22 protein-coding genes and 1 tRNA gene are annotated in these 25,903 nt (G+C 66.5%); 10 read left to right on the forward strand and 13 right to left on the reverse strand.

Translation table 11 applies throughout. From position 1 onward, the window contains the following. Positions 1-197: 197 nt before the first annotated feature. Positions 198-1,418 (forward strand): HDOD domain-containing protein, encoded by a 1,221-nt coding sequence (locus KF785_15240; GenBank protein MBX3148118.1) that lies wholly within the window; start codon positions 198-200, stop codon positions 1,416-1,418. Positions 1,419-1,629: 211 nt separating this feature from the next. Then, positions 1,630-2,070 carry a hypothetical protein gene (locus KF785_15245; GenBank protein MBX3148119.1) on the forward strand — a complete coding sequence of 147 codons (441 nt, stop codon included), beginning with the start codon at positions 1,630-1,632 and terminating at the stop codon, positions 2,068-2,070. A gap of 60 nt (positions 2,071-2,130) precedes the next feature. Here KF785_15245 and KF785_15250 read toward each other — a convergent pair whose 3' ends face one another. Further along, positions 2,131-4,023 (reverse strand): hypothetical protein, encoded by a 1,893-nt coding sequence (locus tag KF785_15250; GenBank protein MBX3148120.1) that lies wholly within the window; start codon positions 4,021-4,023, stop codon positions 2,131-2,133. Positions 4,024-4,384: 361 nt separating this feature from the next. Here KF785_15250 and KF785_15255 point away from each other — a divergent pair. The 3 genes from KF785_15255 to KF785_15265 all read left to right on the forward strand — a co-directional run bounded on the left by KF785_15255 (position 4,385) and on the right by KF785_15265 (position 6,461). Then, positions 4,385-4,475: transfer RNA gene (locus tag KF785_15255), tRNA-Ser, on the forward strand. Positions 4,476-4,580: 105 nt separating this feature from the next. Continuing rightward, the gene (locus tag KF785_15260; protein ID MBX3148121.1) at positions 4,581-6,023 is read left to right on the forward strand and encodes a glutamate--tRNA ligase; all 1,443 of its coding nucleotides are present in this window, start codon (positions 4,581-4,583) and stop codon (positions 6,021-6,023) included. An 18-nt stretch (positions 6,024-6,041) separates the two neighbouring features. After that, entirely contained in the window at positions 6,042-6,461 is a 420-nt protein-coding gene (locus KF785_15265) for a hypothetical protein (protein MBX3148122.1), read from the forward strand. Between the two features lie 18 nt (positions 6,462-6,479). Here KF785_15265 and KF785_15270 read toward each other — a convergent pair whose 3' ends face one another. From KF785_15270 to trxA, 11 genes are all read right to left on the reverse strand, one after another. Then, positions 6,480-6,917, reverse strand: coding sequence for a hypothetical protein (locus KF785_15270; protein ID MBX3148123.1), 438 nt, complete (start codon positions 6,915-6,917; stop codon positions 6,480-6,482). Then, positions 6,914-7,837, reverse strand: coding sequence for a hypothetical protein (locus tag KF785_15275; protein ID MBX3148124.1), 924 nt, complete (start codon positions 7,835-7,837; stop codon positions 6,914-6,916). Before KF785_15275 ends, KF785_15270 begins: the two co-directional genes overlap by 4 nt. Beyond that, positions 7,806-9,002, reverse strand: coding sequence for an aminotransferase class I/II-fold pyridoxal phosphate-dependent enzyme (locus KF785_15280; protein ID MBX3148125.1), 1,197 nt, complete (start codon positions 9,000-9,002; stop codon positions 7,806-7,808). Before KF785_15280 ends, KF785_15275 begins: the two co-directional genes overlap by 32 nt. After that, positions 8,999-9,550, reverse strand: a complete 552-nt coding sequence (locus tag KF785_15285; GenBank protein ID MBX3148126.1) for a fumarylacetoacetate hydrolase family protein — start codon at positions 9,548-9,550, stop codon at positions 8,999-9,001. The genes KF785_15280 and KF785_15285 overlap by 4 nt, the downstream gene beginning before the upstream one ends. A 174-nt stretch (positions 9,551-9,724) precedes the next feature. Continuing rightward, the gene (locus KF785_15290; GenBank protein ID MBX3148127.1) at positions 9,725-12,238 is read right to left on the reverse strand and encodes a hypothetical protein; all 2,514 of its coding nucleotides are present in this window, start codon (positions 12,236-12,238) and stop codon (positions 9,725-9,727) included. Positions 12,239-12,301: 63 nt separating this feature from the next. Continuing rightward, positions 12,302-13,591, reverse strand: a complete 1,290-nt coding sequence (locus tag KF785_15295; GenBank protein ID MBX3148128.1) for a hypothetical protein — start codon at positions 13,589-13,591, stop codon at positions 12,302-12,304. Then, on the reverse strand, positions 13,588-15,309 hold the full coding sequence (locus KF785_15300; GenBank protein ID MBX3148129.1) for a hypothetical protein: 1,722 nt from the start codon (positions 15,307-15,309) through the stop codon (positions 13,588-13,590). The genes KF785_15295 and KF785_15300 overlap by 4 nt, the downstream gene beginning before the upstream one ends. Beyond that, a complete protein-coding gene (locus KF785_15305) occupies positions 15,306-18,575 on the reverse strand; it encodes a hypothetical protein (GenBank protein ID MBX3148130.1) in 3,270 nt (1,089 codons plus the stop codon). Before KF785_15305 ends, KF785_15300 begins: the two co-directional genes overlap by 4 nt. A gap of 1 nt (position 18,576) precedes the next feature. Then, on the reverse strand, positions 18,577-19,191 hold the full coding sequence (locus KF785_15310; protein MBX3148131.1) for a DUF4159 domain-containing protein: 615 nt from the start codon (positions 19,189-19,191) through the stop codon (positions 18,577-18,579). 35 nt (positions 19,192-19,226) lie between these two features. Continuing rightward, a complete protein-coding gene (gene rsmI / locus KF785_15315; GenBank protein MBX3148132.1) occupies positions 19,227-20,060 on the reverse strand; it encodes a 16S rRNA (cytidine(1402)-2'-O)-methyltransferase in 834 nt (277 codons plus the stop codon). A 75-nt stretch (positions 20,061-20,135) separates the two neighbouring features. Next, complete coding sequence (gene trxA / locus KF785_15320; protein ID MBX3148133.1) at positions 20,136-20,474, reverse strand: thioredoxin; 339 nt, start codon at positions 20,472-20,474, stop codon at positions 20,136-20,138. 52 nt (positions 20,475-20,526) lie between these two features. On the opposite strand from trxA, the gene mce reads away from it, so the two are divergent. Next, on the forward strand, positions 20,527-20,940 hold the full coding sequence (mce, locus tag KF785_15325; GenBank protein MBX3148134.1) for a methylmalonyl-CoA epimerase: 414 nt from the start codon (positions 20,527-20,529) through the stop codon (positions 20,938-20,940). On the opposite strand, the gene KF785_15330 is transcribed toward mce, so the two are convergent. Continuing rightward, positions 20,930-21,394 (reverse strand): hypothetical protein, encoded by a 465-nt coding sequence (locus KF785_15330; protein ID MBX3148135.1) that lies wholly within the window; start codon positions 21,392-21,394, stop codon positions 20,930-20,932. The two genes, mce and KF785_15330, sit on opposite strands and share 11 nt — an antisense overlap. Before the next feature lie 54 nt (positions 21,395-21,448). On the opposite strand from KF785_15330, the gene KF785_15335 reads away from it, so the two are divergent. From KF785_15335 to ispE, 4 genes are read left to right on the forward strand one after another with little or no spacing between them, the layout of a single operon-like run. Next, positions 21,449-22,186 carry a pyridoxine 5'-phosphate synthase gene (locus tag KF785_15335; GenBank protein MBX3148136.1) on the forward strand — a complete coding sequence of 246 codons (738 nt, stop codon included), beginning with the start codon at positions 21,449-21,451 and terminating at the stop codon, positions 22,184-22,186. Between the two features lie 32 nt (positions 22,187-22,218). Then, positions 22,219-23,913 (forward strand): Hpt domain-containing protein, encoded by a 1,695-nt coding sequence (locus KF785_15340; GenBank protein MBX3148137.1) that lies wholly within the window; start codon positions 22,219-22,221, stop codon positions 23,911-23,913. After that, positions 23,903-24,943 (forward strand): flippase-like domain-containing protein, encoded by a 1,041-nt coding sequence (locus KF785_15345; GenBank protein MBX3148138.1) that lies wholly within the window; start codon positions 23,903-23,905, stop codon positions 24,941-24,943. The genes KF785_15340 and KF785_15345 overlap by 11 nt, the downstream gene beginning before the upstream one ends. Beyond that, positions 24,927-25,790 carry a 4-(cytidine 5'-diphospho)-2-C-methyl-D-erythritol kinase gene (ispE, locus tag KF785_15350; GenBank protein MBX3148139.1) on the forward strand — a complete coding sequence of 288 codons (864 nt, stop codon included), beginning with the start codon at positions 24,927-24,929 and terminating at the stop codon, positions 25,788-25,790. Before KF785_15345 ends, ispE begins: the two co-directional genes overlap by 17 nt. Positions 25,791-25,903 lie beyond the last annotated feature (113 nt).

Genomic DNA, 25,903 nt, shown 5'->3' on the forward strand with positions numbered 1-25,903 from the left:
CTCGACGATCCGGTCTGCCACTCGGCGCCCCAGCTCGAGAGGATCCTCCGTGATGGAAATCCTTGCCATTGCCCCTCCCCTGACCTCTGCCGGAACAGTACCCTCTGCACCGGTTCAATCTGTCGCCCAAGACACCACGGCGCCACGACCCCTCGGAGAGCTCAGCTTTCGGCCATACTGTGCCGATAATAAGCCCCATGCAAACCGGTGACGTCTTCATTGCGCGGCAACCCATCCTCGACCGCAACGACCTCGTTGCCGGCTACGAGATCCTCTTTCGATCCGGCCCCGAGAACCGCTTTGCGGGCGGCGACTCCGACCTGGCATCGAGCCAAGGCCTCGAACGAGCCCTGATGACGTTCGGGTTCGACCAGCTGACCAACGGACGGCCAGCCTTCATCAACCTCTCGCGGCGAGTCCTCCTCACCGAGCTCTACACCCTGCTCCCGGCCGACCGGTCGGTCATCGAACTGCTCGAAACGGTCGAGCCGGACGCCGAGGTCATTGCGGCAGCTGAGCGCCTCAAGCGCAGCGGGTACCGACTGGCCCTCGACGACTTTGTTTATACCCCGAGCGCCGACCCTCTGCTCGCATTGGCCGACATCGTCAAAATCGACTTTCGGAACCCCGAGGCACGATCGCCCGAGGCCATTGCCCTGGCCAGGCGCCACGGCGCGAAACTGCTGGCCGAAAAGGTCGAAACTCGTGAGGAACGGGACACGGCCGCAGATCAGGGCTTCGACTGGTTCCAGGGCTACTACTTCTGCCGGCCAGAGATGCTGCAGAACAAGTCCCAGGCGCCGAGCCGGATCAACTACCTCCGGATGCTGAAGGAGGTAGGCCAGCAGGACATTGAGTTTGAGCGGGTCGAAGCCATTATTCGGGAAGAAGTGGCCTTCTCGGTCCGACTGCTTCGTTATCTCAACTCGGCCGGGTTCGGATGGCGGCATCAGGTTGAAACCATCGATCATGCCCTCCGACTGCTGGGAGTGAAGCAGCTCCGGAAGTGGGTCTCGGCGGTGGCCACCGTCGGCCTTTCGAGCGGGAAGCCGCCCGAGCTGGTCACGACAGCGCTCCTCCGAGCCCGTCTGGCAGAGCTGCTGGCCGGCCCCGTAGGGCTCGACCACTCCGATCTCGACCTCTTCTTTGCCGGGCTCCTGTCGGTCATGGACGCCGTCATGGACCAGCCGCTCGAGCAGTTGGTCAGCTCGCTGTCCCTGTCGCAGCCACTGGCCGCAGCGCTGCTCCGGCGGGAACCGCCGTTTGGCCCCGTGCTCGACCTCGTCGTGGCTCAGGAACGAGGCGAGTGGAGCCGGATGGAGTCGCTGGCCAACCAGTTGGGGGCCGGAACCGCCAACGTTCAGGAAGCCTACCAGACCGCCTCGAACTGGGCGACCGAGATCTCCAAAGCCGCCTGATATCCGGGCCGAAACCGCCCGCCCCCCGAGACCCCGAGTCAGCGCTGCGGCGCCGGCTCGGGGTCTCGCTTTTCAGCTGCATAGCCCCTCCAAGCCACCGCCACCTCTTGACGAGTCCCGGAATCGGTCGGACAATGGCATACGGTTCGCAAATTAGACAGTCAAATTCTACGACGGTGCGAGCGTGCAAAGGTTGTCGCGATTCCACAACATGCGTCTGTTTTTTGAGGGGCAGCGGCGCTCACTGTCTCTCGTCGCAGTCATGATCGGCGGATGCTCCTCATTGGCCCCCTCGGCTCCGGAGCTTCCGGTCGGAGCAATTCGGATGTTGGCAGACGCCGAGTACCAGGCCTGGTTCGACCGCACCAAGGAGTGCAGTGGCATTGGCGGTCAAATCAATGAAATTCAATGGTTTATCGTGCCTGGCGTAGAAACTTTCGAGACCTCTGCAGGCCCCAAGGTCGGCATGTGGGAAAAGACCGGTGGGGTTGCCCGGATCACGATCGCCGGGAACTACGCCCGCCATGAGATGGTTGTCCGACACGAAATGTTGCACCATCTGCTCGATCGCGAGGGGCATCCTGGCGAGTTCTTTGGCGATCGGTGCAAGCTGACCTGGGAAACGTGGGCGGATTCGCACCACGCCGATTGATGCTCGGGTGACACGACCGCTGCTCGAGGGCCACATTTGTGGTAACAGCCCTACAACCCCTCAGGGCGTGACGATCGGCCCCATCCGAACTACTTCGAAATCGTTTCCACGCAGTTGCTTGAGCGTGTTCATCTGGGCGTCGTTCCAGCGGGAGTCGGCAACCCCGCTGACGTACCAGTCGCTGCCGTTGTCGGCCACGATCATACCGTACTTCTTGAGCGCCCGGAGCACGACCTGGGCGTGGGCCGGATAGCCCGAGATGTCAAAGCCCGCCTTGAGGCGAACTCGCATGCCCATCGGAGGGCGGTTGGCGGAGTTGTCGCTGCTGGCCCAGTGACGAGCCGGATGTACGTATGCCCGGCGGGTTCGACTCACGGTAAACCGAAGCGCGTGGGTAATCTCCCCCGCTGCCACTTCGTCGTAGCGCACCAGCCCGGGCAGAATCGGCAGGCCGGCCGCATCCGCTGAAGTCCATCCTGCCGGTCGCAGGGCATTCGAGTTGAGGTCGAAGATCGCCCCCGAGCCCGCCCGCCACGAGCCGTCCGGCTGCGGATACGCAGCGTACAGCTCGTAGAGCCGCCAGTTGTCCCGATCAACCACCAGTACGTGGCGGTCTCCCGTCGATGCGGGGCCGCCTTCAATGGGCGCGTTCGGGGGAATCGGATACGGGCCCGGATCACTCTCACTGTGATATTGAAACGTGACCGGAACCCTGGGCTGGCTGCCGGACACGACGACGTACGGGATCCCGAACGGTCCGCCATTCCAGTTGGCCCCGAAATCGGGATGGAACCGCTTGGTCGGCCCGATCGCAGTGATGATGGCGTCTGAGTTCGGATCCACCTGGGCCGAATCAACCGGCTGGTTCCACGGATTGTCCGCGGGAAAGAGGCGCCGGCCCACCAGGTCCGCATTGGGTCCCAGCCCGACGGCGGGCGGTGGTGGAGGCGGCGGTGGTGGAGGCGGCGGTGGTGGCGGTGGCGACGAAGCCACGACGACGACCCGACTGGTATCCGCGAGGGTTCCATGGCGGAACCAGACGAGATAGACCCCCGGGTTGGATCCGGCCGTAAACCGCCCGCTCGGTGACACCGAGCCTCCAGTCGCCTCGAACGCACCCGTGACACTTACCGCGGTCCCGTCAGAACGGCGCCCGAGCACGGCAAACTGAAGAGCCGCGCCGGGATTCAGATTGACCGAGTCGGGAGAGAGCTCGACAGCCACCAGCAGCGGTCCTGTGGGGTCGGCCCGCACCACGACCACCGCCGTGTCCGCAAAGAGTTGGCCCGCCACGACAACGGAGACCACGATCCGGTCGATGCCGACCGCCGGCCCGGCCTGATACCGACCTGGCGCACCGAAAGACCCTGCCAGAGCAGACCAGGATGCGGTGGCGGTGACGGACAGTGGCCCACTACCCTGGTACTGCAGCCAAGCGCCCAACTCGAATAAGCCGCGCGGCCCGACCGAGATCGAGTCCGGCACGACCCAGAACCGCTCGACAACCGAATCAGGCGGCGGCGGCGGCGGAGGAGGTGGTAGTGGTGGTGGAGGTGGCGGTGGCGGCGGCGGAGGTGGTGGCGGCGGCGACACGGGAACGACGACCTGAATGAACGCGGATGCCGAGAGTCCGGCCCCAGGAACGGTGGCGTCGACCCGGTAGTTCCCGGGGGTCGCCCCAGCCTGATAGAGCCCGCTCGCCGAGATCACCCCACCCTGAGCGACGTAAACGACCTCAGCCTGCGGCACGGTATCGCCTCGGACCCGAACGGCCCTGGTCGTGAAACGCAGGGTGTCGCCCGTTCCGAGTTCCGCCGAGTCGGGTCGAAGCACCAGTGACCGGAACGCAAGCGGGTCCGGGCCAAGACCATCCCGCTCGGGGGAGGTCTGGCAGGCGGCGATGCCAAGAACGCCGACCAACAGCAGCGCCTGCAGAGAGGTCGAGCGGAGCATGGTACAGGCAAATCTAGCAATCCACAGGATTGCCAACAAGTACAAGAATTTGACAATGCAACTTATCAACATCGAGTCGCTATTCTGTAAATAGCCTTTTTGTAATGGTTTAAATAGATACACCTCGGGTCTACCACTCGCTGTTGCTGTTTATTATTCCGACATTGTTGACAAGATTGCTTGCCGAAATTCCACCCCGGAACGGGTGGAAACACTGAGAGAACGGCTGCGCTCCAGCGGCTTGCAATCTCGCTACGCAGCTCCGGCCGGAGTTCGGGCAGCGTCCATCAACTCGTCGGCAACGAGTTGGCGGGTTGCGTAAGCTGCCCTTCATCTCCACTTTTCCGCCCTTCGCTGTTCCGGAGCGGTGGCCGAGAGGCTGAAGGCGGCGGTTTGCTAAACCGTTATAGGGTTGAAAAGCCCTATCGAGGGTTCGAATCCCTCCCGCTCCGTTGTCTGAATCCCAGCTGTTCGCGCGTCGAGCGTGCCGACCGATCGGCCGCTCGACGTTGCGCTTCCGCTCACCTGAATGACCTGACCTGACCACAGCTGCCGGTATGCCTGCCCCTTCCGCCGAGCGACCTCGGCTTCGGTTCGCCCCCTCCCCGACCGGATACCTCCATGTCGGCGGCGCCCGTACCGCGCTGTTCAACTGGCTCTTCGCCCGAAAGACGGGGGGAACCCTGATCCTGCGTGTCGAAGACACAGATCAGGCTCGGAGCACCGAGGCCCACACGCAGGTCATCCTCGACGGGCTTCGGTGGCTCGGTATCGACTGGGACGAAGGACCTTACTTCCAGGGCGCAGAAATCGAACGGCATCAGCGCGACGCTGAGCAAATTCTGGCTACCGGACAGGGATATCGATGCTTCTGCACCCGGGAGGACTTGGAGGCTCAGCGCGCGGCGGCGCCCGGGGGACCCGAGACCTTCAAGTACGATCGGCGCTGCCGCCTACTGGCACCGGAGGAGGTTGCCCGGCGGGTCGACACAGGCATGCCCTTTGTGATTCGTTTCGCCATGCCGGAGGAAGAAATCGCCTGGGATGATGCGGTGCATGGTCGAATTGCCTTTCATGGCCGGGACCTGGACGACATGGTCGTACTCCGAAGCAATCGGACCCCGATCTACAACCTGGCCGTGGTCTCCGACGACATCGCGATGGGGATCACCCACGTGATTCGGGGGGATGACCACATCTCCAACACGCCGAAACAGATCGCGCTCTATCGCGCGCTGGGGAAAGTGCCTCCCGTCTTTGCCCATGTGCCGATGATCCTGGGGCCGGATGGCAAGAAGTTGTCGAAGCGACATGGCGCGACCGCCGTGGGCGACTACCAGGACAAGGGGATCTATCCGACGGCCATGCGGAACTTCCTGGCCCTGCTTGGTTGGTCGCCGGGCGATGATCGGGAGCTGATGAGCGACAGCGAGATGGCCGCGGCCTTCAGGCTGGAAGCCATCCAGAAAAAGCCGGCAGTGTTCGACCTGACCAAGCTGGAATGGATGAACGGTCAGTACCTTTCGTCCCTGCCGGCATCGACGTTCGAGCCTGAAGTTCGCCGTTTCCTCGACGATCGCGGCATCGACCCCGGCAGCCGCAACCTCGGCCCGATCATCGACGCCGTGAAGACCCGCGCCAGGACCGTCGTCGACATGGCTGAGCGGGTCGCCGTTCGTCTGGACCCGAGCCGTGCCTCGCTCGAGCCCCGGGGTGAGGCGCTGATACAGAAGCTCGGGCCGGCCTACCCCATGCGATTGGAGTGGGCCCTCGAGGCGCTCACCCAGGTCCCGGAGGCCGAGTGGCAGGCCGACCGCCTGCTCGAGGCACTGACCTCGGCGGCTTCAAACCGCGGGGTCAAGCTCGGAGACGTGATGCAGCCGATCCGAGTCGCCATTACCGGAGACACGGTGTCCGAGCCCGCCAACGAGCTCCTGGCGGTGGTGGGACGGGCGGCGACCCTTGCTTCGCTTACTCGCGCGCGTACGGCGCGCTCTTAACGCAGTCGGAGGTTACCTATGCGGACCTTGCTCCTTGCCGGCTCAGTCCTCCTCGGGGGATGTCTCTTCTCGAGCGACGACGACCGGCTCAACATCGGGGTGCAATTCGAGATTGTCGACCCTGATCCCGCCGCAGAGCCCCGGGTGATCCGAGGGCCGAACATCGTCCAGGTCGATCATCGATTCCAGACCACGACCGAATGCGCCAACTTCACGGCCAGCGCCAGGCAGAACGTCTCGGTCATCGAAGTGACGATTGGGGTCGAGAGCGTGAGCAACAGCACCTGCCCGACTGGAACGACGGAGTGGCGCTACTCTGCGTTGATCACAGGGTACAAAGGAGTGGTGAGCCGAGTCGGGATCACCCGCACCGGAGGCCTCAACCCGGGTCGGGTCGAGTACGCCATTCCGGACGAGGTCTCAACCGGACAGGACTGAACACCACCGGCCGACGACCTACATCTGGGTCGTCGGCCGGGTCCGCCAGACCCGGTCGAGCAGGACCTCCAGAAAGCCTTCGGAAAGAAAGGCGTCGGCCGCTCGACTGGTCGCCGTCGCATCCGCCCCCCACAGCGCGACCCGTCTGCTCTCATCCAGCTCAGCTTGCACGAAGCACCGGTCCTCGTGCTGCCAGAGCGTCGGGAGTTCGCGCACGAACCGCTGCGCCAGCACGTTGGCGCCGGGGCCCCCGATCACGATGGTCGGGTGTCGATGCAACTCGGGCCGATCGAGGAACTCGATGTCGCCCACGATGACCGCCCGGCGATAGGCCTGGCCGTCTGCGCGGCTATCGATCTCGCGGCACAGGGTGACCGCGACGGTCCGGTCTCCCCCGGCATCGGTCGCTTCGCCGATGACGATCAGGATCGTTTCTTCCCGGTCTACCAGCTTCATGGTGTTCGCCCCGACGTATCCGCCGGCGGCGACGGAGGGGTCCGTTGATTGCGTGCAAACTCGCGCTGCCGCTCTCGCTCCACTCGCAACTGCTGGATAGCCCGCTTGAAGTCTTCCATGGTTTGGGCCCGCCGCGCCGCCCGCTGGACGTCCTCGCGCATCTGCTGGAGGGACCGGAAGCGGGTATAGTCTGACATCTCCGCGCTGGCCCCGGACGGCAGGGCACCAAGCGCATTCAGGAGCCCGGCGACCAGGGTCGTCGGAACCTTGATTGGTCCAAGATAGATCCATTGGGCATCCAGGCCGAGTTGCTGCTGGCCGACCTGGGTTGTCCAGCGCGGCAACGGCTCGTTGGCCGGCGCCACCGAGAGGACCGAGTCGATGTACGCCTGCACAATAGCAGTCACCGCGCTGTCGACCAGTTCCGCGTGTGATCGCACCACGGCGCGGGCCAGGTCCTGTGGCGGCAGCGGAAGGGGGCGGACCCACAGGTTGCCGTCCCCGGCCGCCGGGGCAATCCGAATCTGCCCTTGACGCTGTACCGGCCCAGGCGGCAGTTGAGGGCCCTCGCGTTCGGGTGCTGCGGGCGCCGGCTCGAGGGCAGGTTCGGTCGGCTCGGTTTCCGGCGGCGGACCGGTTTCTTCGCGAGGTAGTGCCGAGATGCCGCTCGTCGGCGTCCGCGGCGGCGTTCCGCCCCCAGAAGGCTCCAGATAGATCATCTGGATCGCGCGCGGCCCCTCGGTCCCCATCGGAATGAGGGCGATCTGCTCCCGCGAAGGAAGATTGGGCGACCAGTTCGGCACCCGGAACAGAAACAGGCTGGCGTGAACCCCCAGGCTGACCGCGATGGCCACCCAGGAGATCCGCCGCCGGCGCGGCAGGAACAGCTCACGCCGTGGCGGCGCTGCTCCCGACTCCACGTCCTGCTACCAATTCCAGCCGTGCAATCGCCTCGACGAGCCGCGCCGGTCCTACCGTCAGTGCAATCCGGAAGTACCCTTCGCCGGCCGGACCGAACGCCCGACCTGGCAACGTGACCACCCCCTGCTCCTCGAGCGCCGCACGACTCCAGGCGCTCGAGTCTGTTCCCGGCGGAAGCCGGACCCACAAGTACATCGCTGCCTGCGGACGATCGACCGCAAATCCGTGCGCCCGCAGCGCATCGACCCCGGCATCCCGCCGAGCCGCCAGCTCCGTACGGATCGGCTCCACGAACTCCTCGGCCCGGTCCAGCGCCACCACCCCGGCGCGCTGCACCGCCAGAAAGGGGCCGGTGTCGGTGTAACTCTTGATCTTGGTCAGTGCCCCGATCAACTCGCGATTCCCCACCGCAAAACCGATCCGCCACCCCGTCATCGAGAAACTCTTCGACAGCGAGAAGAACTCCACCGCAATGTCGCGGGCCCCGGGCAGATCGAAGATGCTGGGCGCCCGATATCCGTCGAAGGTCAGATCGCAGTACGCATTGTCATACGCCAGAACGATGCCCCGCGACCGGCAGATCGCCACCGTTCGTGCCAGATACTCCAATGGCGCGATGGCCGCCGTCGGATTGTTGGGATAGTTGAGATAGACGAGCCGAGTTCGGTCCAGCACCGCGGTCGGCAGCGCGTCCAGGTCGAGCAGAAAGCCATTGTCCGCCGCCAGACCAACCACGAAAGGCTCGGCGCCGGTCAGGATGGCGCCCCCGACGTAGGCCTGATACCCCGGCTCCGGCAAGATCACGACATCACCGGGATTGACCAGCGCAAAGGGCAGGTGCGCAAGGCCTTCTTTGGAACCAATCAGCGGAAGCAGCTCCGCACTGGGGTCGAAGCCATGTCCGAAGCGGCGCTCGACGTACCTCGCTGCGGCGCGCCGGTACTCGGCGTGGCCCTGCTGGAAACCGTACTTGCTCATTGCCGGGTCACGAATCGCTTCGATCATGGCCTCCCGGACTGGCTGCGGGGGGGGTGCATCGTTGTCACCGGCGCCGAGATCGATCACATCCACGCCAGCCTCGAGCAGCCGACGCTTGATGGCCGGCACCTCGGCGAGCGGGTAGCTCGGCAGCCGCGCCAGTCGATCGCTCAGACGGAGGCTCACTCGGCCACCACCGGGTTCCGGAGCAAGCCGACGCCGGGAATCTCCACTTCGACGACGTCACCGGGCGCCAGCCGTCCGACGCCGGCAGGCGTGCCCGTGGACACGATATCGCCCGGCTCCAGCGTCATGATGTGACTGATCAGGGACAGCACGAACGGCACGCCGAAGTGCATCGCGCTGGTATGCCCCTGTTGACGGATCTGTCCATTGACCCGGCAGATGATGTCGAGATTGCGCCAGTCGACATCGGCAACGACCTCGCTGCTGATCGGGCAGAAGGTGTCGTGCCCCTTGGCCCGCACCCACTGCGATTCCCGCTTCTGCCAGTCACGTGACGTCACGTCGTTGAGACACACATAGCCCCGGACCCCCTGCATGGCCTCCGCCTCCGATACGCGGCGGAGTCGGGATCCGATTACCACGGCCAGTTCGGCCTCATGTTCGACGTGGCTCGCAATCTTCGGGAGGACGATGGCCTCGCCGGACCCGATCAGCGAACTGGGGGGTTTGAGGAAGAGGAGCGGCTCGGCCGGAATCTCGCCACCCATCTCTTTGGCATGCTCGAAATAGTTCTTGCCGACGCAGACGATCTTGGAGGGTGTCTGGTTCACTCGTGCACTCGAGGAGGGTGAGAGTCGGGGCGCAGCCGGAAAGCCGACCCGCCGGGCCTATCTTAAGAATAATGCCTGCGGGGCCCGGATGGTCGCGGTGCGCCGCCCCGGTCAGACCTCCGCCCCGATGCCGTGGCCCGCAAAAAAGTCCTCAGCGGCCGTCCGAACCTGGGCCCAGGGACCGTCGACCCGGGGGGCTGCTGGCAGTCCGCTCAGGATCCAGGGTCCGTACCGACGCGTCAGCACGCGGCTGTCGAGCAGCACGACCACCCCGGCATCGGACCGGGATCGAATCAGCCGCCCGAACCCTTGCTTGAGCTTGAGCGCCGCGTGCGGCAGCAGGTACTGGAAGAAGCCGTCGACCCCCTGCTCCGCCAGGCGTTCGAGTCGGGCCGCAGTCAGCGGCTCCGACGGCACCTTGAACGGCAGCTTGGCAAGCACCAGCGTTCGCAGCGCCCGCCCGGGCACATCGACCCCCTCCCAGAACGAATCGGTACCGAGCAGGATGGCGTTGCCTGCCTCGCGGAACCGCCGCAGCAGGGCATCGCGCGAGCCCTGGCCCTGAACCAGCAGCGGCCAGCGTGGGTCGAGCTGGGATCGCAAGCGCTCTGCCGCCCGCCGCAAGGCTCCGTGACTCGTAAAGAGCGCGAACATCCCGCCGTCGGAGGCGTAGGCCAGATCCTCGATGATCGTAGCCACCGCGGCGTCATGGGCTGCCTCATTCTCCCGTGGATCCGGCAAGTCGGTCGGGATGCCGAACAGGCATTGCGACGGATAGTCGAAGGGCGAAGGCAGCATTTCCCGCACCGTGACTGGCGAGGGACTCGCCGCAAGCCCAAGGCGGGATTCGAGAAAGTCGAACTCGCCCCCCGCAGCAAGCGTTGCGCTGGTGAGCACGACCGTCTTGTTGCGCTCGAACACGAGTTCCCTCAGAATCGGCGCCAGATCGAGCGGCACGGCGGCGAGCGATACCGTCTGCCCTTTGAGGCCGGATCGCTGCACCCAGCGGACGATCGGCGGACCTCCGCCCACAGGCCGAAGCGTCTGATTGAGAGCGTCACGGCCCGAATCGAGCCGACGAACCACGCCCTTCACTTCCTGCAGCAACTGGGTCCTCCGCTCGCTTGCTTCGCCAAGACTCATCCGATCGGCGACAGTCTCGACGTCGTCGGCAACCCGCTTGAATGCCCCGACCAGCGCGTCGACCTCCCGCCTGAGCCCCTCGTCCCAGATCGGATCCTTGCTGAAGTCATCGGCCAAGCGAATCGGTCCGCCGCCATCGGCCATCAGCCGGAGCAGCAGGCGCTGAAACATCGCCTCCGCCGCGCCGCGGGCCTCGGCGATGGCCGGGCCCAGTCGCTCCGCAATCAGCGCAAGACTGGCGCGGGAAAGCACATCGCCGTCCCGCATCAACTCTCGGGCAAGGGTCGGCACCAACCCACGTCCGTTCCGCTCGAGCCGACCCAGTAAACGGCGTACGCCGGCGCTCGAGATCTGCTTGCCGAGATGCGTTGCCGAGACGTCCTCCAAATGGTGGGCCTCATCCAGGATGAGCCGCTGGTAGGGCGGCAGCACGGCGGCATCCTCCCAATTGTCGGAGGCCTGCCGGACCGCAAGGTCCGCAGCAAGCAGATGGTGATTGACCACCACTACATCGGCCTCCGCGGCCTTCCGTCGGGCCCGGAAGAGAAAGCACTTGTCGAACTTGGGGCATTTGAGCCGGGGGCAGAGATCCGATTCCGCCGAGACCTCGTCCCAGACCTCGCCCGAGGGCGGCGTCGCCAGATCGCCAATGGTGCCGTCGGCAGTTCGGGTGGCCCACTCCGCGATGCTGACGAGTTCGGCCACCCGTCCTTCGTCCAGCAAGGACTGCTGCCCGAAGGACGCCATTTCGAGACGGGCCAGGCAGACGTAGTTCCGCCACCCCTTGAGCAGCGCAAAGGTCGGCTGCCGTTCCTCGGTGCCCAGCGCATCGCGGAGCAACGGCAGGTCTTTGCCTACCAGCTGCTCCTGCAGGTTGATGGTGTTGGTGGAAATGACCGTGCGCTCGTCGTTCTTGCGGGCCCACTCGAGCGCGGGCAACAGATACGCAAATGATTTGCCGACGCCGGTACCCGCCTCGAGCAGCAGCACGCCGCCGTCGTTGTAGCCGTCGGCAATGTACGCGGCCATGTCGCGCTGACTCTGGCGATCCTCGTACTGACCGAGATGCCTGGCTACCGGCCCATGCTCCCCCAGCTGGGCTACGATCTCGGGCGGATCGATCGGTACCTGAACGCGAGCCCGCGGGACCTCGACGACGACATAGAGTTCGGTCGCTGCGTTGTCGATGATGCCGAATCCGACCCCTGCATCGTGAAAGCGAGCAGCGACGTTGAGGTCGGCAAACGAGGGTTCCAGCACGCCCGTGGGGTGGTTATGGAGCACCATCTCGCCCCGCCGGGCAATGCCAGACAGGGCCAGCACCATTTCCGGGGTGCCGCGCGCTACCGTCCTCGCATCGGCAATCCGACCCTCGGCATCGAGTGACGCGACGAAACAGACCTCGCGCCCGCCCGCATCGGCGATCTCACGCGCGAGGTAGTTCTGTACGGAGGGGAGCCACCGAGGAGAAGCACCGGCCATGCTGGAAGATAGTGAGCCTGCCCGCGCCACGCGGATCGGAAAAACGCAGCGGCGCCGGCAGGATCAGGTCTTGAGTTCCTTCTTCTTGGCTGCCGGGAACAGCACATTGTTGAGGATCAGGCGGTACCCGGGCGAATGGGGGTGGAGCGACAGATCGGTCGGGGCATCGCCGATCTGGTGCTGCGGATCCTCCGGATCGTGGCCCCCAAAGAAGCACCAGGTGCCCTGCCCTCGCTCCCCCCGGATGTACTTGGCCCAGGCGGCACCTGGCTCATCCCCCAGAACCGTCACACCGGGTTTGAGCCGATCCTTCCTGAACGAGGTGGTGATTCCGTAAAAGTCCGGAATGACCTGACGGTGATTCTGGACCAGCATGGTGGCGACCGGATCGATCTTCGCGCTGAAGTTGAACAGCGTGAAGGTGCCGAGCTGCTGACGACGGTCCGGCGCGTTGACCTGGTGGCCGTCGATGTCCGCAAACACGGCCAGCGACGGGCTCGGCTCGAGACGGGCCCCCTGAAACGCCAGGGCGCGATCCCACTTCATCTTGGCCGTGGCGTTGGGATCCATGGGAGTGCCGTCGGCATAGCTGGCGGCGATGTCGACACCGTCGCTGGCCAGCGCCAGGTCGAGCGTCTCGGTTGCCGTGCACATGGCAAACAGGAACCCGCCCCGCTCGACGAACGCGCCGATCGTCTGCGCCACCGCCCGCTTGGTGCTGGGCACGTTCGGGAAGCCGAGTTTTCTGGCGGTGGCCTCATTCCGTTCGACCATGGCATGGAGCCACGAGGCGCCGGTGTAGTTGAGATAAAACTTGGAGTACTGACCCGTGAAGTCTTCGTGATGGAGATGCAGCCAGTCGTAGGTGGTTAGCTTGCCTCCCACCACCTCCTCGTCCCAGATCTGATCGAACTTGATCCCGGCAAACTGCAGCGCCATCGTGACCGCATCGTCCCAGGGCGCTGCATTCGGTGGGGCATAGACGGCCATCTTCGGGGCCTTTTCCAGCGGCACGGCGTCCATGTTGCCGTCTCGGATCTCGGCCCGAATCCCCATGACCGTTGCCATGTCGACGGGGTGAACCGTCACCCCGGAGAGCGCCGCATCGCGAGCAGTGAGCGCATCGGCCGGCAGCAGGAAGGAACCGTTCCGGTAGTTGAGGAACCACTCCGCCTTGAGTTCCCGCTCGAGCACCCGGAAGGTCAAACCGTAGGCTTTGAGATGGTTGCTCTGTGTCTCATCCATCGGAACGAGGAGGTAGTCCGCTGCACCGAGCGGCACGGCAGGCCAGCCGCCGAGCGCAATGCCGCCAGCGCCAAACGCACCAAGCTGAAGGAAGGTTCGTCGCTTCATCCGGGAGGAATCACTCCTTTGGCCTGATCGAGCAGGCGGCGAGCCTGCGGAGCCACTGCGCTCGTCGGATAGCTGAGCAGCACCGTCTCGAGCGTTGCGATTGCCTCCGGCTTCCGATCGAGGTCGATCTGGATCCGGGCCAGTTCGAATCCGGCGGCCGCCGCGCTGGCGGGAATCTTGAGCTCGGCAACCCGGCTCAGAAGCCGAGCGGCGCCTTGCGGATCAGCAGCGCCGAGTCGCACCCGACCGGCCAGCAGCAGCAGCTCCGCCCCGCCCCGCTCGGCGGGCAGGCCTGCCCCGAGCCGTTCGAGCTGACTCGCCGCCTCCAGGCTGTCCCGCCGCTCGAGGCCCAGCAGCGCCTGGCCCAGGGCCGGCATGCTGTCGCCGTCGATGACCTGCAGCAGCGCGAGAACCGCGGTGCGAGACACGGAGGCTTCCCGCGCACCCGCGAACGGACCGGCAAAACGGAGCAACTCGGCAGCTGCCCGGATATCGCCCTGATAGAGCTTGATCCAACCCTGCAGAGCCAGACCCTCGACCGTGCTGTCCTCCGCCACCGCCGCGGCCGCCGCATCCAGCTTACCCGCACGAATCCAGCCCTCGGCCAATCGCAGGGTCAGGGCCTGGCGATCCTCCTCCTTGAGGCTCGCGCGAAGCTGACCGAGCTGTTCGGCCGCTTCCTCCATCTTCCCTTCGGCAATCAGCACCGACACCAGGGTCGCAGTGGCCGAGGCTGCCGCGCCGGGGGAAGCCTTGGCTTCGCTCGCGACCCTCGCGAGCAATCGGCGCGCCCCCTCCCGATCGCCGGCGTCGGCATACGCTTGCGCAGCTTCCATCCAGGCCCGGTTGGCCTGGGTGGGATCCTTGCCGCCGATGAACTCGAGCGCGGTAGCTTTGGCGAGGAACGCATCGCGCCCGGACATGCCACGGACTTCCGCCAGAGCATCCTGCATGGCCTCGGTGACCCGCCCGCCCAGGTCCGTCGACGACGCCACCCGCCGAACCCCGCCGACAGGATCACCCCACCGAATCATCAGCAGCGACGCGATCCGGGTGCCCTCCGCGCCGTGTGCGCCAAGCGCCTCGAGTACCGCCGGCTGGACCCCGGTGGCCAGCTGACCGAGCATCGAGACCGCCGCCGGTCGATAGGCCGGCACCGCGGTGACAGCCGCGACCCACTCGCGGGCGGCGGTATCGAGATCTCGTTCGATCGTCGCAAGCTGGGCAATCTCACCGGCCAGCGCACTGCCGCCGAGCTTGGCGCGCCCCAGGGTGTATGCCGCCCGGGCGGCGTTGCGATCGCGGGCCCCCAGCGCCGCCGACCCCCACTCCTGAAACGGTGCCTCCGAACCGGGCTCGAGCACCGCCCACCGTTCCACCACGGCGCGGGCACTGTCGGGCGCCGCAGCCGCCATGTACACCCGGACAGCCAGACCGTAGATGGGGATCGAAGGCTGCGCACTCTGGACCGCCCGCCGCACCTCAGGCACCATGTCCGCAACCTTGCCACTCTGCCCGAGACTGCGTTCGAGGCCGAGCAAGGCACTGATATCGGCCGGCTGGGCCGCCAGCACCGAGCGATAGAGCTCGACCGCTGCGTCGTACTGCCCGCGCCGCTCCAGGTCGAGCCCCCGGCTGACAGGATCCGCCGAAGGGCGCGAAGGCTGGGCCAGAACCGGTGCCACCAGCAGGAGTGACAGGATCAGACCACGAATCACGGCGGACTCCCTGCCGACAAACGCCGGAAGTACTCGGTGACCAACCGACGCTCCTCGGGCGACAGACGCTGCAGCTCCTCCCAGCTCGGCAGCCGCACCGCCCCGGCACCGGACTGCAATCGTCGCAGCGGAGCCGGAATGCTGACGGCATCGGTCCGGGCCGTCTCACCCTGTCGCTCCTTCTTCTCATCCGACTCTTCGCCCTGCAGGGTCCGTCCGGCATCCAGCATCCGCCGGAACAAACGTTCCTGTCGCCCCACCGTTTCCCGATCGAGTCGGCCCGCCTCGAGCCGTCGGGCCAACTCCCGCGCTTCTTCAGCCAGCTGTTGCGCCCCCGGCGTCTGCATCTCAGCCCGGAATCGTTCCAGCTCTTCGGCCATCTTGCGCTGCCGCTCGGCCAGGGCCTGCATCTGCCCCCCGACCTGCTGCTGACTCATCATCATCGACAGCAGGTTGTTGCCGTCCTGACTCAGGCTGCCCTGCTGGCCGGCCATCTGCTGCATCCGCTGCATCGCTTCGGCCACGCCTGATGCCGACGACGAGCCGGACACATCGTCCCGGGACCGGAGCATCTGAAAGGCGGCGACGTTGAGCGCATCGACCGCCTCACCCGATTGCTGCGCCGCCTCCCGCAGATTGGCCGACGCCGACGAGACCGCATCCCGAGCTCGGGCCATCTGCAACCGGGCCTGCAGCAACGCCGTGCCGATCTGCGGAGAGATCAGCGCGTTCTTGCCGCTCACGGCCAGCACCTGCTCGACAATCTTCTGAACCCCTTCTTCGATGACCGCCTGCTCCTGGCGCGTCTGACTCACCGGCATCCCGCGACCGATGGCCGTGCTGAGGGCAAGCTGACGCTGACTCAGGCGGGCCGTTTCCGCCAGCGCCCGATCGAGCGCATCCACGACCTCCTGGCGCCAGGCGTCTTGCTGCTCCTCCCGCTGCTCCTGGACCTGCTGCTCGACCTGCTCCATCTGCTGCGCGGCCTGCTCGCCCTTGGACTTGGCCTCCTGCGCTTTGCCCTGTTGAGCCGACTGCGCCGCCTCACGCATCTTGTCGGCGGCCTGCTTGGCCTGCTGCGCACTCGACTCGAGCGCGGATTTGCGCTCCTCGCTGTCGAGTTGCTTGGCAGCCTGCTCGAGTCCTTGCGCTACGGAATCGGTTCGCGCCGCGAGCTGCTCCTCTGCCGCCGCCGACGCCGCCGCGCCCGCACTGTCGCTCGAGGCCACCTTCTGATTCCATGCCTCCTGCTGCTCCCGGACTTCGCGCGACTCCTGTTCCAGGCTCGAGAGCTCGCCCTCGAGCGCCGCGCGACGGAATAGCTCTTTGCTGCGCTCGAGCGCCTCCCGCAGTTTCTGCTGCGCCTCGGCCAGGTTGGCCAGCGCGTCCTTGGTCGCTTGCGGGTCGAGTTTCTCGAGCGCCTGTCGAAGCTGCTCCAGATGCTGCCGCATCTCGGGCGAAATCGCCTTGTCGAGCTGGGCTCGAATCTCGTCGAGTTGCCGTCGGAAGGACGAGTCGGTAATCCCACCCTGCTCGGCCGAGCGCTGCAGCTGCTCCAGCCGTTCGCCCAGCGCCTCGGCCTGATCGATCAGATCCTGCTGATCACGGGCGACCTGCTCGGCGCGCTTGGCTTCGTCGAACGAGAGCGACTGCTCACCACGCCGGCTGCCCTCGCTGGTCCGCTGCCGCTCGCGACTGAGATCCTCAGTCTGGCGCTGCAAGGCCCGGCTTTCCGCCACCAGCGAGTCGAGCGTCTTGGCGATGTCCTGGCTGGCCGACCGTTGCTCCTGCCTGGTTTCACTCCGGGTCGGTACGATCAGGACGAAATTGCGGGAACGCCCCAGCTGCGCCCGGGGTGCGTTGTCGCGCGCCTCGACCCAGTAGGACAGCGTGTCGCCAGGTACCAGGCCCAGTCCGGTGAGATCGAGGCGGGTATCGAGGAGCGCTCGCTCCGCAACACCGCCCGCCAACGGCAGGCTCACCACAGCCGTCTGCCGGTTACGATGGACCCTGGTGTGCAGCGAGACACCCACCACGCCGTAGTCGTCGCGAACATCGATGACCAGCGGAACCTCGCCCGTCATGGCCGGCATGGTGTCACGGCCTGGCACCGGAACCTCGACCTGCGGAACCTGATCCGGCACCAGGAGGACCGGGATGCGCACCGGGTCTCCTCCGAGGGGCGCCCCGTCGGAGGTGATGAGCTCCAGCCCCAGGACGCCAGACTCCGTCGGTGTGATGGCGCCGCCGAACGTGGTGCCCTCCACCCGCATCGCCACGCTGCGTGATCCCTGACTCCAGCCGGCGGACGCCAGCTCCGCCGTCGTCTCCCCCGCCGCGGTCAGGCGGGTTCCTTCCGGAAGCAGCAACGTATCACCGGCAATCGGCAAGACCTCGTCTTCCAGCTTGAGATAGGCCGGATAACTCGCCGTCAGAGTCAGCCGACCGAGAAAGACGGGCAGGCGGACCCGGACCATGACCGTATCGGATGACCGGCCTCCGCTGGCGACGAACGCAAAGAGGTCGCCTTCGAGCGGACCAATCGTCCGGCTTGCCCGCCCGGTCGAATCCAGCTCGACCCGCTCCCGGCGCCACTGCTCGCCCTTGCCGCGCAGCCAGAGTTCCGCGTCCCGCCGCCCCGCCGCCCGCAGGCCAAGCGCAATCGACTCGCCCCGATCGACCGCGTTCCGGTCGACCGTGACTTGCACCGGAGCGACGAAGGTGGCCCACGCCTCGGCCGGGGACCACAGCAGCGCCACCGGACCCGACAAGGGGCGGGTGCCCAGCAAGGCAATCACACCGAGCCCCACGGCCACCAGGCCCAGTCGACCGGACGAACGCCAGCGCAGACGGATCGGATCGAGCGCCTCGGTGCCCCGCTGATCCAGGGCCGCGGCAGCCGCCTGGTCCGCAGCCGCAAAGAGCGCGGCGCTGGTCCCGGCGGAGGCTCCATCGAGCACCCCGATCAGCACACCGTGTCGCCACCCCGGAGCGCCTTCTACTGTCCGGGCCACGGCCCGCATCCCAACCCGGCGGGACCGGCCCCAGGCGACGACCACGGCCGCAACCACGGCGACGAGCGCCAGCAGCCACGTCACCACCACCCAGAGCGGCGACCGAACCGCACCCAGCCGTACCAGCCACGCCGCGATCGCCATCGCCAGCAGGGCCGCACCAATACCGCTTGCAGCGGCCGCTCCGTATCCCAGCCGCCTGAGCGGGCGGGCCAGATCTGCCAGGGCGCGCGGAGTCCGGTCTGCCGTCACGTCAGCGGCTTCCTACCGCGTACACGAACAGATTGACACCCATCCGAAGCGCCTGCTCATGGAGTTCCGGCGTGTTGTTGTGCACTTCGATATCCTCCCAGCCGTCGCCCAGATCCGACTCGTAGCTGTAGTAGATCACCAGTCGCCCGTCGAGAAAGATTCCAAACCCCTGCGCCGGCTTGCCGTCGTGCTCGTGGATTTTGGGAAGCCCCTTGGGAAACGGATAGACCACGCGGTAGACCGGATGGTCCCAGGGCACTTCAACCATGGGACGATCCGGATAGAGCCGCACCAGTTCACGGCGGATCGACTCATCCATACCATAGTTGTCGTCGATGTGCAAAAAGCCGCCCTGCTCGAGGTAACGCCGGAGAGTCGCCAGGTCCGCATCACTCCATTTGACGTTGCCGTGCCCGGTCATGTGGAGGTACGGCACCTGCCACAACTCGTCATCGCTCAAGCGGACCACGCGCTCCCGTTCCGCCACCCGGAGCGGGGTCCGCTGAGCAATCGCCTTGAGCAGATTGGGAAGGCTCGACGGATTGGCGTACCAGTCGCCGCCCCCATCGTAGTGCAGACGACCGATGGTCATTCGTTCCTGAGCCGCGAGGCCCATCGGCCCGAGCAGCAGGGCCAACACGATCCAGCGTTTCACCGATCCTCCGCCACCAGGCGATAACTCTCGTTTCGCCGCAATCCGAATGCCTGGGCCACCGCCTTTGCCACCCGGCTCCGCTCGAGCCCGGCAGCAACCAGCGCAGTGGCGACTCGCGCGGCCTGATCGAGTTCCGGCACCGGAGGGACGAACGGCACACCCTCTATCACCAACGTCACCTCACCGCGGAGTTCCCCCCCACTGGCGAGTCCTTCTGCCAACTCGCCCAGCGTTCCCGCGCGATACTCCTCGAACCGTTTGGTCATTTCGCGGCCGAGGAGCGCACGTCGATCCGCCCCGGCCGCCTCTGCCAGATCGGCAAGCAAAGCGGCCGAGCGACCGGGGGCCTCAAAACACACTACGGTTGCCGTCTCGATTTTGATGCGTTCGAGCCAGGCTGCGCGCTCCGGACCCTTTCTCGGCGCGAAACCAGCGAAGAAGTACCGATCCGCCGGAAAACCAGACACCATCAGCGCGGTCGCCACCGCCGAGGGACCGGGAATCGGAATCACGAGAATGCCGGCTTCTCGAGCACGTGCCACCAGGGCCGGACCGGGATCACTCACGCCAGGCGTTCCCGCGTCCGTGGTCAGTGCGACATCCTGGCCGGATTCGAGCGCCGCCAGAATCTCCGCTAGCCTGGCCGGATCAGAATGCGCATGGCAACTGATCAGTCGGGCTGTGGACCCGGCATGATCGACCAACTTTCGGGTCTCCCGGGTATCCTCCGCCGCGACGAGGGCAACCCGCCGCAGAATGTCAGCGGCGCGCGGCGAAAGGTCGCCCAGGTTGCCGATTGGCGTCGCAACAACGTAGAGGACTCCAGCCATACCGAAATGAAAACGTCGAGTCGCCGCGACGCTACCGCGACGACTCGACAAAACCCGCCGGGCGGGGCCGACGCCTCAGGCGGCGCTGGCCGTGTGTTTGTTGATCCGCTCCTGCAATGTCGTCTTCGGCACCAGGCCGACGACCGTATCGACGTGCTTTCCGTCCTTGAAAAACAGCAGCGTCGGGATCGACCGGACGTTCCAGCGCATCGAGGTGCGCTGGTTGGCGTCGACGTCCAGTTTGGTGATCTTCACCTTGCCCGCATTGTTCTTGGCCAGATCCTCGAGGATCGGCGCAATGGCCCGGCAGGGACCGCACCACTCCGCCCAGAAATCCACCAGTACCAGCCCCTGGGCCTGCTCGACACTGGCAGCAAACGTGTCGTCGGTGACGTGGGTGATCGTGTCGCTCATCGAAACCTCTTGTTCGGAAACCTGTTAATTTTGCCGCTACTACGGTCTAAATATGCTTGGAGAGCCTGCTGTGCCCAACTCCCGGATTGCCCACGTGGGAATTGCCGTCGAACAGATCGAAGCCAGCCTGGCGTTTTACCGCGATGTGCTGGGCCTCGTCCCCCACGGCAACCCGGAAGTCCGTGACGGCGCAACCATCGTGTCGCTGCCATTCGGGGAGTCGGAGGTCGAACTGCTCGAGCCACTCGCGCCCGATGGCCCGATTGCCAAGTTTCTCGCGAAACGCGGGCCCGGTATCCATCACATCTGCTACCGAGTGGACGATTTGGACGCCGCGCTCGAACGCTGCCGAGCCCACGGCTACCGACTGATCGACGAGACTCCGCGAATCGGGGCAGCCGGAAAGCGGATTGCTTTCGTGCACCCCAAAGCCGCGACCGGCATCCTGCTCGAGCTTACCGAGTAGGACTGGTGCTGGAAGGCCCGCAGGGTCGGCCCGGGACCCCGGCGGCCGCGAGGTCGACGGCCGAGACGAGCCAGGAACCATCGCGGGTCTGGACCATGGTGAACGGAACGTTCTTGACGCAGCCTGCTCGGGTCAGCTCGACCACCAGCTGTCGGCGGCCCGCCCCGCCGGCTCCGGGATTCTCGCCGACCACTTTGGAGGTTCCGCCCTTGAGGTACGCATGAACGACCGAAAGTCGCTGGAGCCAGTCTGGAGGGCGGTTCGTCGTTGCCGCCGGGCCGCGGTCGGTGCCCCACAGCAAGCCCATCTGGGTCAGATTGCTGTCGGCCACCGCCTGCATGAATGCGCTGGCCACGACGGCAGGCGCACCGGACGTCGAAACCTGAGCAGGCTGGATCGCCTTGGTCGTGCACGCCAGCGTCGCGACGGTACTGATTAGCAACCAAGTACGCATGAGGGTCCTCTCGGGTGGCCTTCGTGCGCGAAAGTAAACCGACCCGGAGGCGCTCTGCAAATGCGGCATATGCGACTCTACATCAACATCGATCATGTGGCCACCGTCCGACAGGCGCGGCGGACCGATGAACCCGACCCGGTTCGCGCCGCAGCGTTGGCAGAAGCGGCAGGTGCGCACGGCATTACGGCCCACCTTCGCGAAGATCGTCGCCATATCCAGGACGACGACGTCGAGCGCCTGGCCACCACCGTCACGACGGTGCTCAACCTCGAGCTCGCGCTGGCCCCGGATGTGGTGGCCCTGACCGAACGCCTGGCCCCCTACCAGGTGACGCTCGTGCCCGAACGACGCGAGGAAGTGACCACGGAAGGCGGCCTCGACCTGTCCCGCGACACGACCCGCCTTGCCCAGGTCATCGAGACGCTGGGAGCTGCCGGCAGCCGGGTCAGCCTCTTTATCGACCCCGACCACGACGCTATCCGGCGCTCCCGCGATCTCGGCGTCCCCGCCATCGAGCTCCACACTGGGCGTTACGCGCACAGCTGGCGCGAAGGGCCCGACGCCCTGAGCCAGCTCGCCGACGCCGCCGATTTTGCCGCCACACTCGGCCTTGCTGTGCACGCGGGGCATGGACTGACCTATCTCAACGTGCAGCCGGTTGCCGCCATCGAAGTCATCGAAGAGCTCAACATCGGCCACAGCGTGGTGAGCCGCGCCGTGATGACCGGGATGACGGAAGCAGTGACCGAAATGGGGCGATTGATCCGCGATGCCCGCGGGTCGCGTTGACCCAACCGCCGCTCCGTCCGTACTCTTCACCCATGAGCGTGCCCTCCGGCCGACTGCAATTCTTCGTCCTCGAGGCGTCGGACTACCTCGAGCGACTTGCCCTCGTGGTCGGACGGCCGGTGCCGCCCGACCCCGGCGAACTCGTCCGTTTGACCCGGGCACTGCGCGGGGCGGCGCTGATGGCGGGACTCGCACCATACGCCCGCGCCGCCGGTGCCCTCGAACTCCTGGCCAAGGCGCACCGGAGTGCGCCGGGGTCGTGGACGCCGGACCGTGCGGCCTCGCTGGCCGATGCGGTCGACGAGCTTCGTCGGCTCGCCTCCAGAGGCGTCGATTGGACCGATGCCGACTCCGATGCCGCCGCCGCGCTTGCCGATTCGCTCGCGGCGGGACTCGAGACCGATCCGGACGGCACGCCCGCCGCACCGCGGCGGGCCGCAGGGCAAGGCGAAGAGCTGCAGCCCAGCGTCCGTGCCTTCATTGGCCGGGAAGGTGCGCATATCGCGGCAACGCTGGAGGACGCGGCGGCCGCACTCGACCAGGGCCGGCTGGCCGGTGCTACCGACGCCGTACTGGCGCGCCTGCAGCCACTCCGGGGGCTCGCCACGCTGCCCTCGCTCTCGCCCCTGCCGGAGTTTCTCGACGCGGTCGAACTCACCATCCGGAACCTCCGTGACGCCTCGGCACCACCGGGCGGCGCCCGGGCACTGCGCCATGCGGCCACCGCCGTGGCGCAGCTGGCACGGGGCGTTGCCGCGGGCTCGGCGACGGGCAGCGAGACCCCGGACGTGCTGCTCGGCGCCGCCAGCCTGCTGGAGTCCTTCGGGCGGGACGACGACGTGGTGGACATCGCGACCCTGTTCCGGGACGACGACGCCAATCCGATCCTGGCCCATGGCAACGCACCATCGGCCGACGACAGCAGCGATTCGATGCTCGAACTGGTCAGTTTGGCCGACCGCCTCCGCCAGGCGGGCGACCAACTGACGCAGCCCGCATCGATAACCGGTCGCACGCTGTATCTCTATGGCCTGGTGGTGCAACTGCGCCCGCTGACCGCCGCGGCCCCCCGGCAGCGGCCCCACCTGGCACCCTTGCTGGGCAGCATCGCCGCCGCCATCGGCCAGGGTCGGGCCGCGCGCGACCCACTGGCCTTCGCCTCCTCTCTTCGCGAAGCGGCAACCGCAATCGGGAGCGCAGCAAGCGCACGCAATGCCATCTTCCTGGGCGACGAGCTCGAACCAGTCGTCACCATGGTGAGGCAGCTCGGCAGCGAAGCCACAGCCCCCCCCGCGGCCGATGAATCCGATGTGGTGCCGATCGAATCGCTCGCTCCGGACCCGGCTCCGCAGACATCGCCAGACCTGGCGACGCCCGATCCGGGCGACGTGGTGCCGATCCAGGCCCTTGCGCCTGACCTGCCCGACCCCGCCGTGCCGGGCGCGTTCGAGCAGAGCTTTTCCACCTACCACCGTCTGGTCGGCGCCGCTCCCGCTGCCGGCAACCTCGGAATCACCCCGCCGGCGGCTGCCATCACGAGCCCCGACGACGACGCCGATGTCGTCGACATCGGGACCCTGCTCTTCCAAGGCCGCCGAGCCCTCGAACGCGCCGATATCGTTCGCCTCGAGCTGAGCGGTGCGCTCAAGGCCGAGCGGCCCTTCAGCGAGATCGAACCGCTGGTGAGCGAACTCATCGACCTGGTTCCCTTGGCCCTTGCGGAATAAAGTCATCGGCCTCGTCGTCGGCGCGGCCATCACGGTCGGGCTGCTCGCCTGGGTGCTCCGCGACGTCGTGTTTGCCGAGGTCTGGCAAAGCGCCCTTGCTGCGCACTGGGGGTACCTGCTCGCCGCCGTCGTCGTGGCCACTTTTGGATTCGTGCTCCGGATTCCCCGCTGGCAGATCCTGCTCCGCGGCGAGGAGGATCGGATCCTGCCCGCCCGGTCGCTCTGGCACAGTATTGCCATCGGCTTCATGGCCAACAACCTGATTCCCTTTCGTGCCGGCGAGTTCTTGCGCGCCGCAGCGATCCACCGCCTCGAACGCGTCAGCGTACCGACGGCACTCTCATCTCTCGTTGCCGAGCGGCTCTTCGATGCGCTCACGGTTCTGGCCCTGCTCTTCCTTGGACTCCTGACCGCCGGAATCCCCGCCGACGCGGAGATCGGCGGCTTTGCGATTCACCGGATTGCCCGTCAGCTGGCCGTGGCGCCTGCGCTCCTGTTGGCGGCGTGCCTGATTGCCCTCTTCTTTCCGGCGCTGATGCAGCGCATCATCCGGAGCGTGGTGCCGTCGCCGCGCCTGGCCGATTGGCTTTGCGGCTTCATCGACGGAATCACGGCGGGGCTCAGCGTCTTCCGATCGCCATCGCGGGTGGTTGTGACGGCGTTCTGGTCGATCCTGCACTGGCTCAACAATGCATTCTCGTTCTACCTCGGCTTCAAGGCGTTCGGAATCGAGGTGGGACTGGGCGGGGCCATCCTGATGCAGAGCGTGCTCGTCGTGCTGATCGCGGTACCGTCGACCCCCGGATACTTTGGGGTCTTCGAGGCCGCCATCAAGTCCGTGCTCGTCGTGCTCGGGGTCTCAGCCACGACGGCAGTTGCCTATGCCGTGACCTACCACTTTACGACCTTCGTTCCGATCACGCTGCTGGGCCTCTGGTCGGCAGCCCGTACGCCGACCCGGCTCGGGACCGCACCGATCGGCACCGGCCCGACCCCATCAGCCCCGCAGAACCGTGACCACGCTTCGTAGCCCCGCCCACGCCAAGCTCAACCTGCTGCTGCGGGTCCTCGGTCGCGAGACCTCGGGATACCATGGCATCGAAACCCTGTTCTGCCGCCTCGACTTGGCCGACGAACTCGTCGTCGAACAACGTGATGAGCCCGGGCGCATCACCCTCGACACCCAAGGCGTCGACCTCGGTCCGCCGGAACGCAATCTTGCCTACCTTGCGGCCGAACGGGTTCTGACGGCCACCGGTGCGCGGTTCGGGGTTCACCTGACGCTCGCCAAGCGGATTCCCGCCGGCGCCGGACTGGGCGGCGGTTCGGCCAACGCTGCCGCGGCGCTCGAGCTGGTCAATCAGCTGGCGGGTAACGCGGTCCCGAGGTCCGAGCTGTTTCATTTCGCCAGCCGGCTGGGGGCCGACGTCCCGTTCCTCCTGTCCGGCGCGTCGCTGGCACTCGGCTGGGGCCACGGCGATCGCTTGCTGCGCCTGCCGAGCCTTCCGGCGGCGCCGGTGCTGCTGATCATGCCGCCGATTCCGATTCGGACCCCGGATGCATACCAGTGGGTCGACGCGGCCCGCGGCAATGTGGGGTCTCGCGGGGCGCTGGCCCTCGACCTCGACAGCGTCAGCCGCTGGAGTGATGTAGCCCGAATGGCCGGTAACGATTTCGAGTCGGTCGTCTTCGGCCGCGAGCCTCGGATCCGTGACGCCTTCGACGCGCTGGCCCGCACCAATCCGACGCTCTGCCGGATGACCGGCTCTGGCTCGACGCTCTTTGCCGTCTACCGGACCGATCGCGACCGCGATGACGCCCGGATGATGATGGGCAAGAAACACGGAGCCGTCATCGCCACCCGCACCAGCGGCTGAGCCCCCTTTCGATGTGCCAGCCACGGGCCGGAAAGGCTTCCGAGCCTCCTCGCCGAGACCAGGCTTCGCACCAGGTACCGGGCTTATATATTGGAACCCGCGCAATCGGCGCG

This window comes from Gemmatimonadales bacterium, assembly GCA_019637315.1.
In the GTDB taxonomy this organism is placed as follows: Bacteria; Gemmatimonadota; Gemmatimonadetes; order Gemmatimonadales; family GWC2-71-9; genus SHZU01.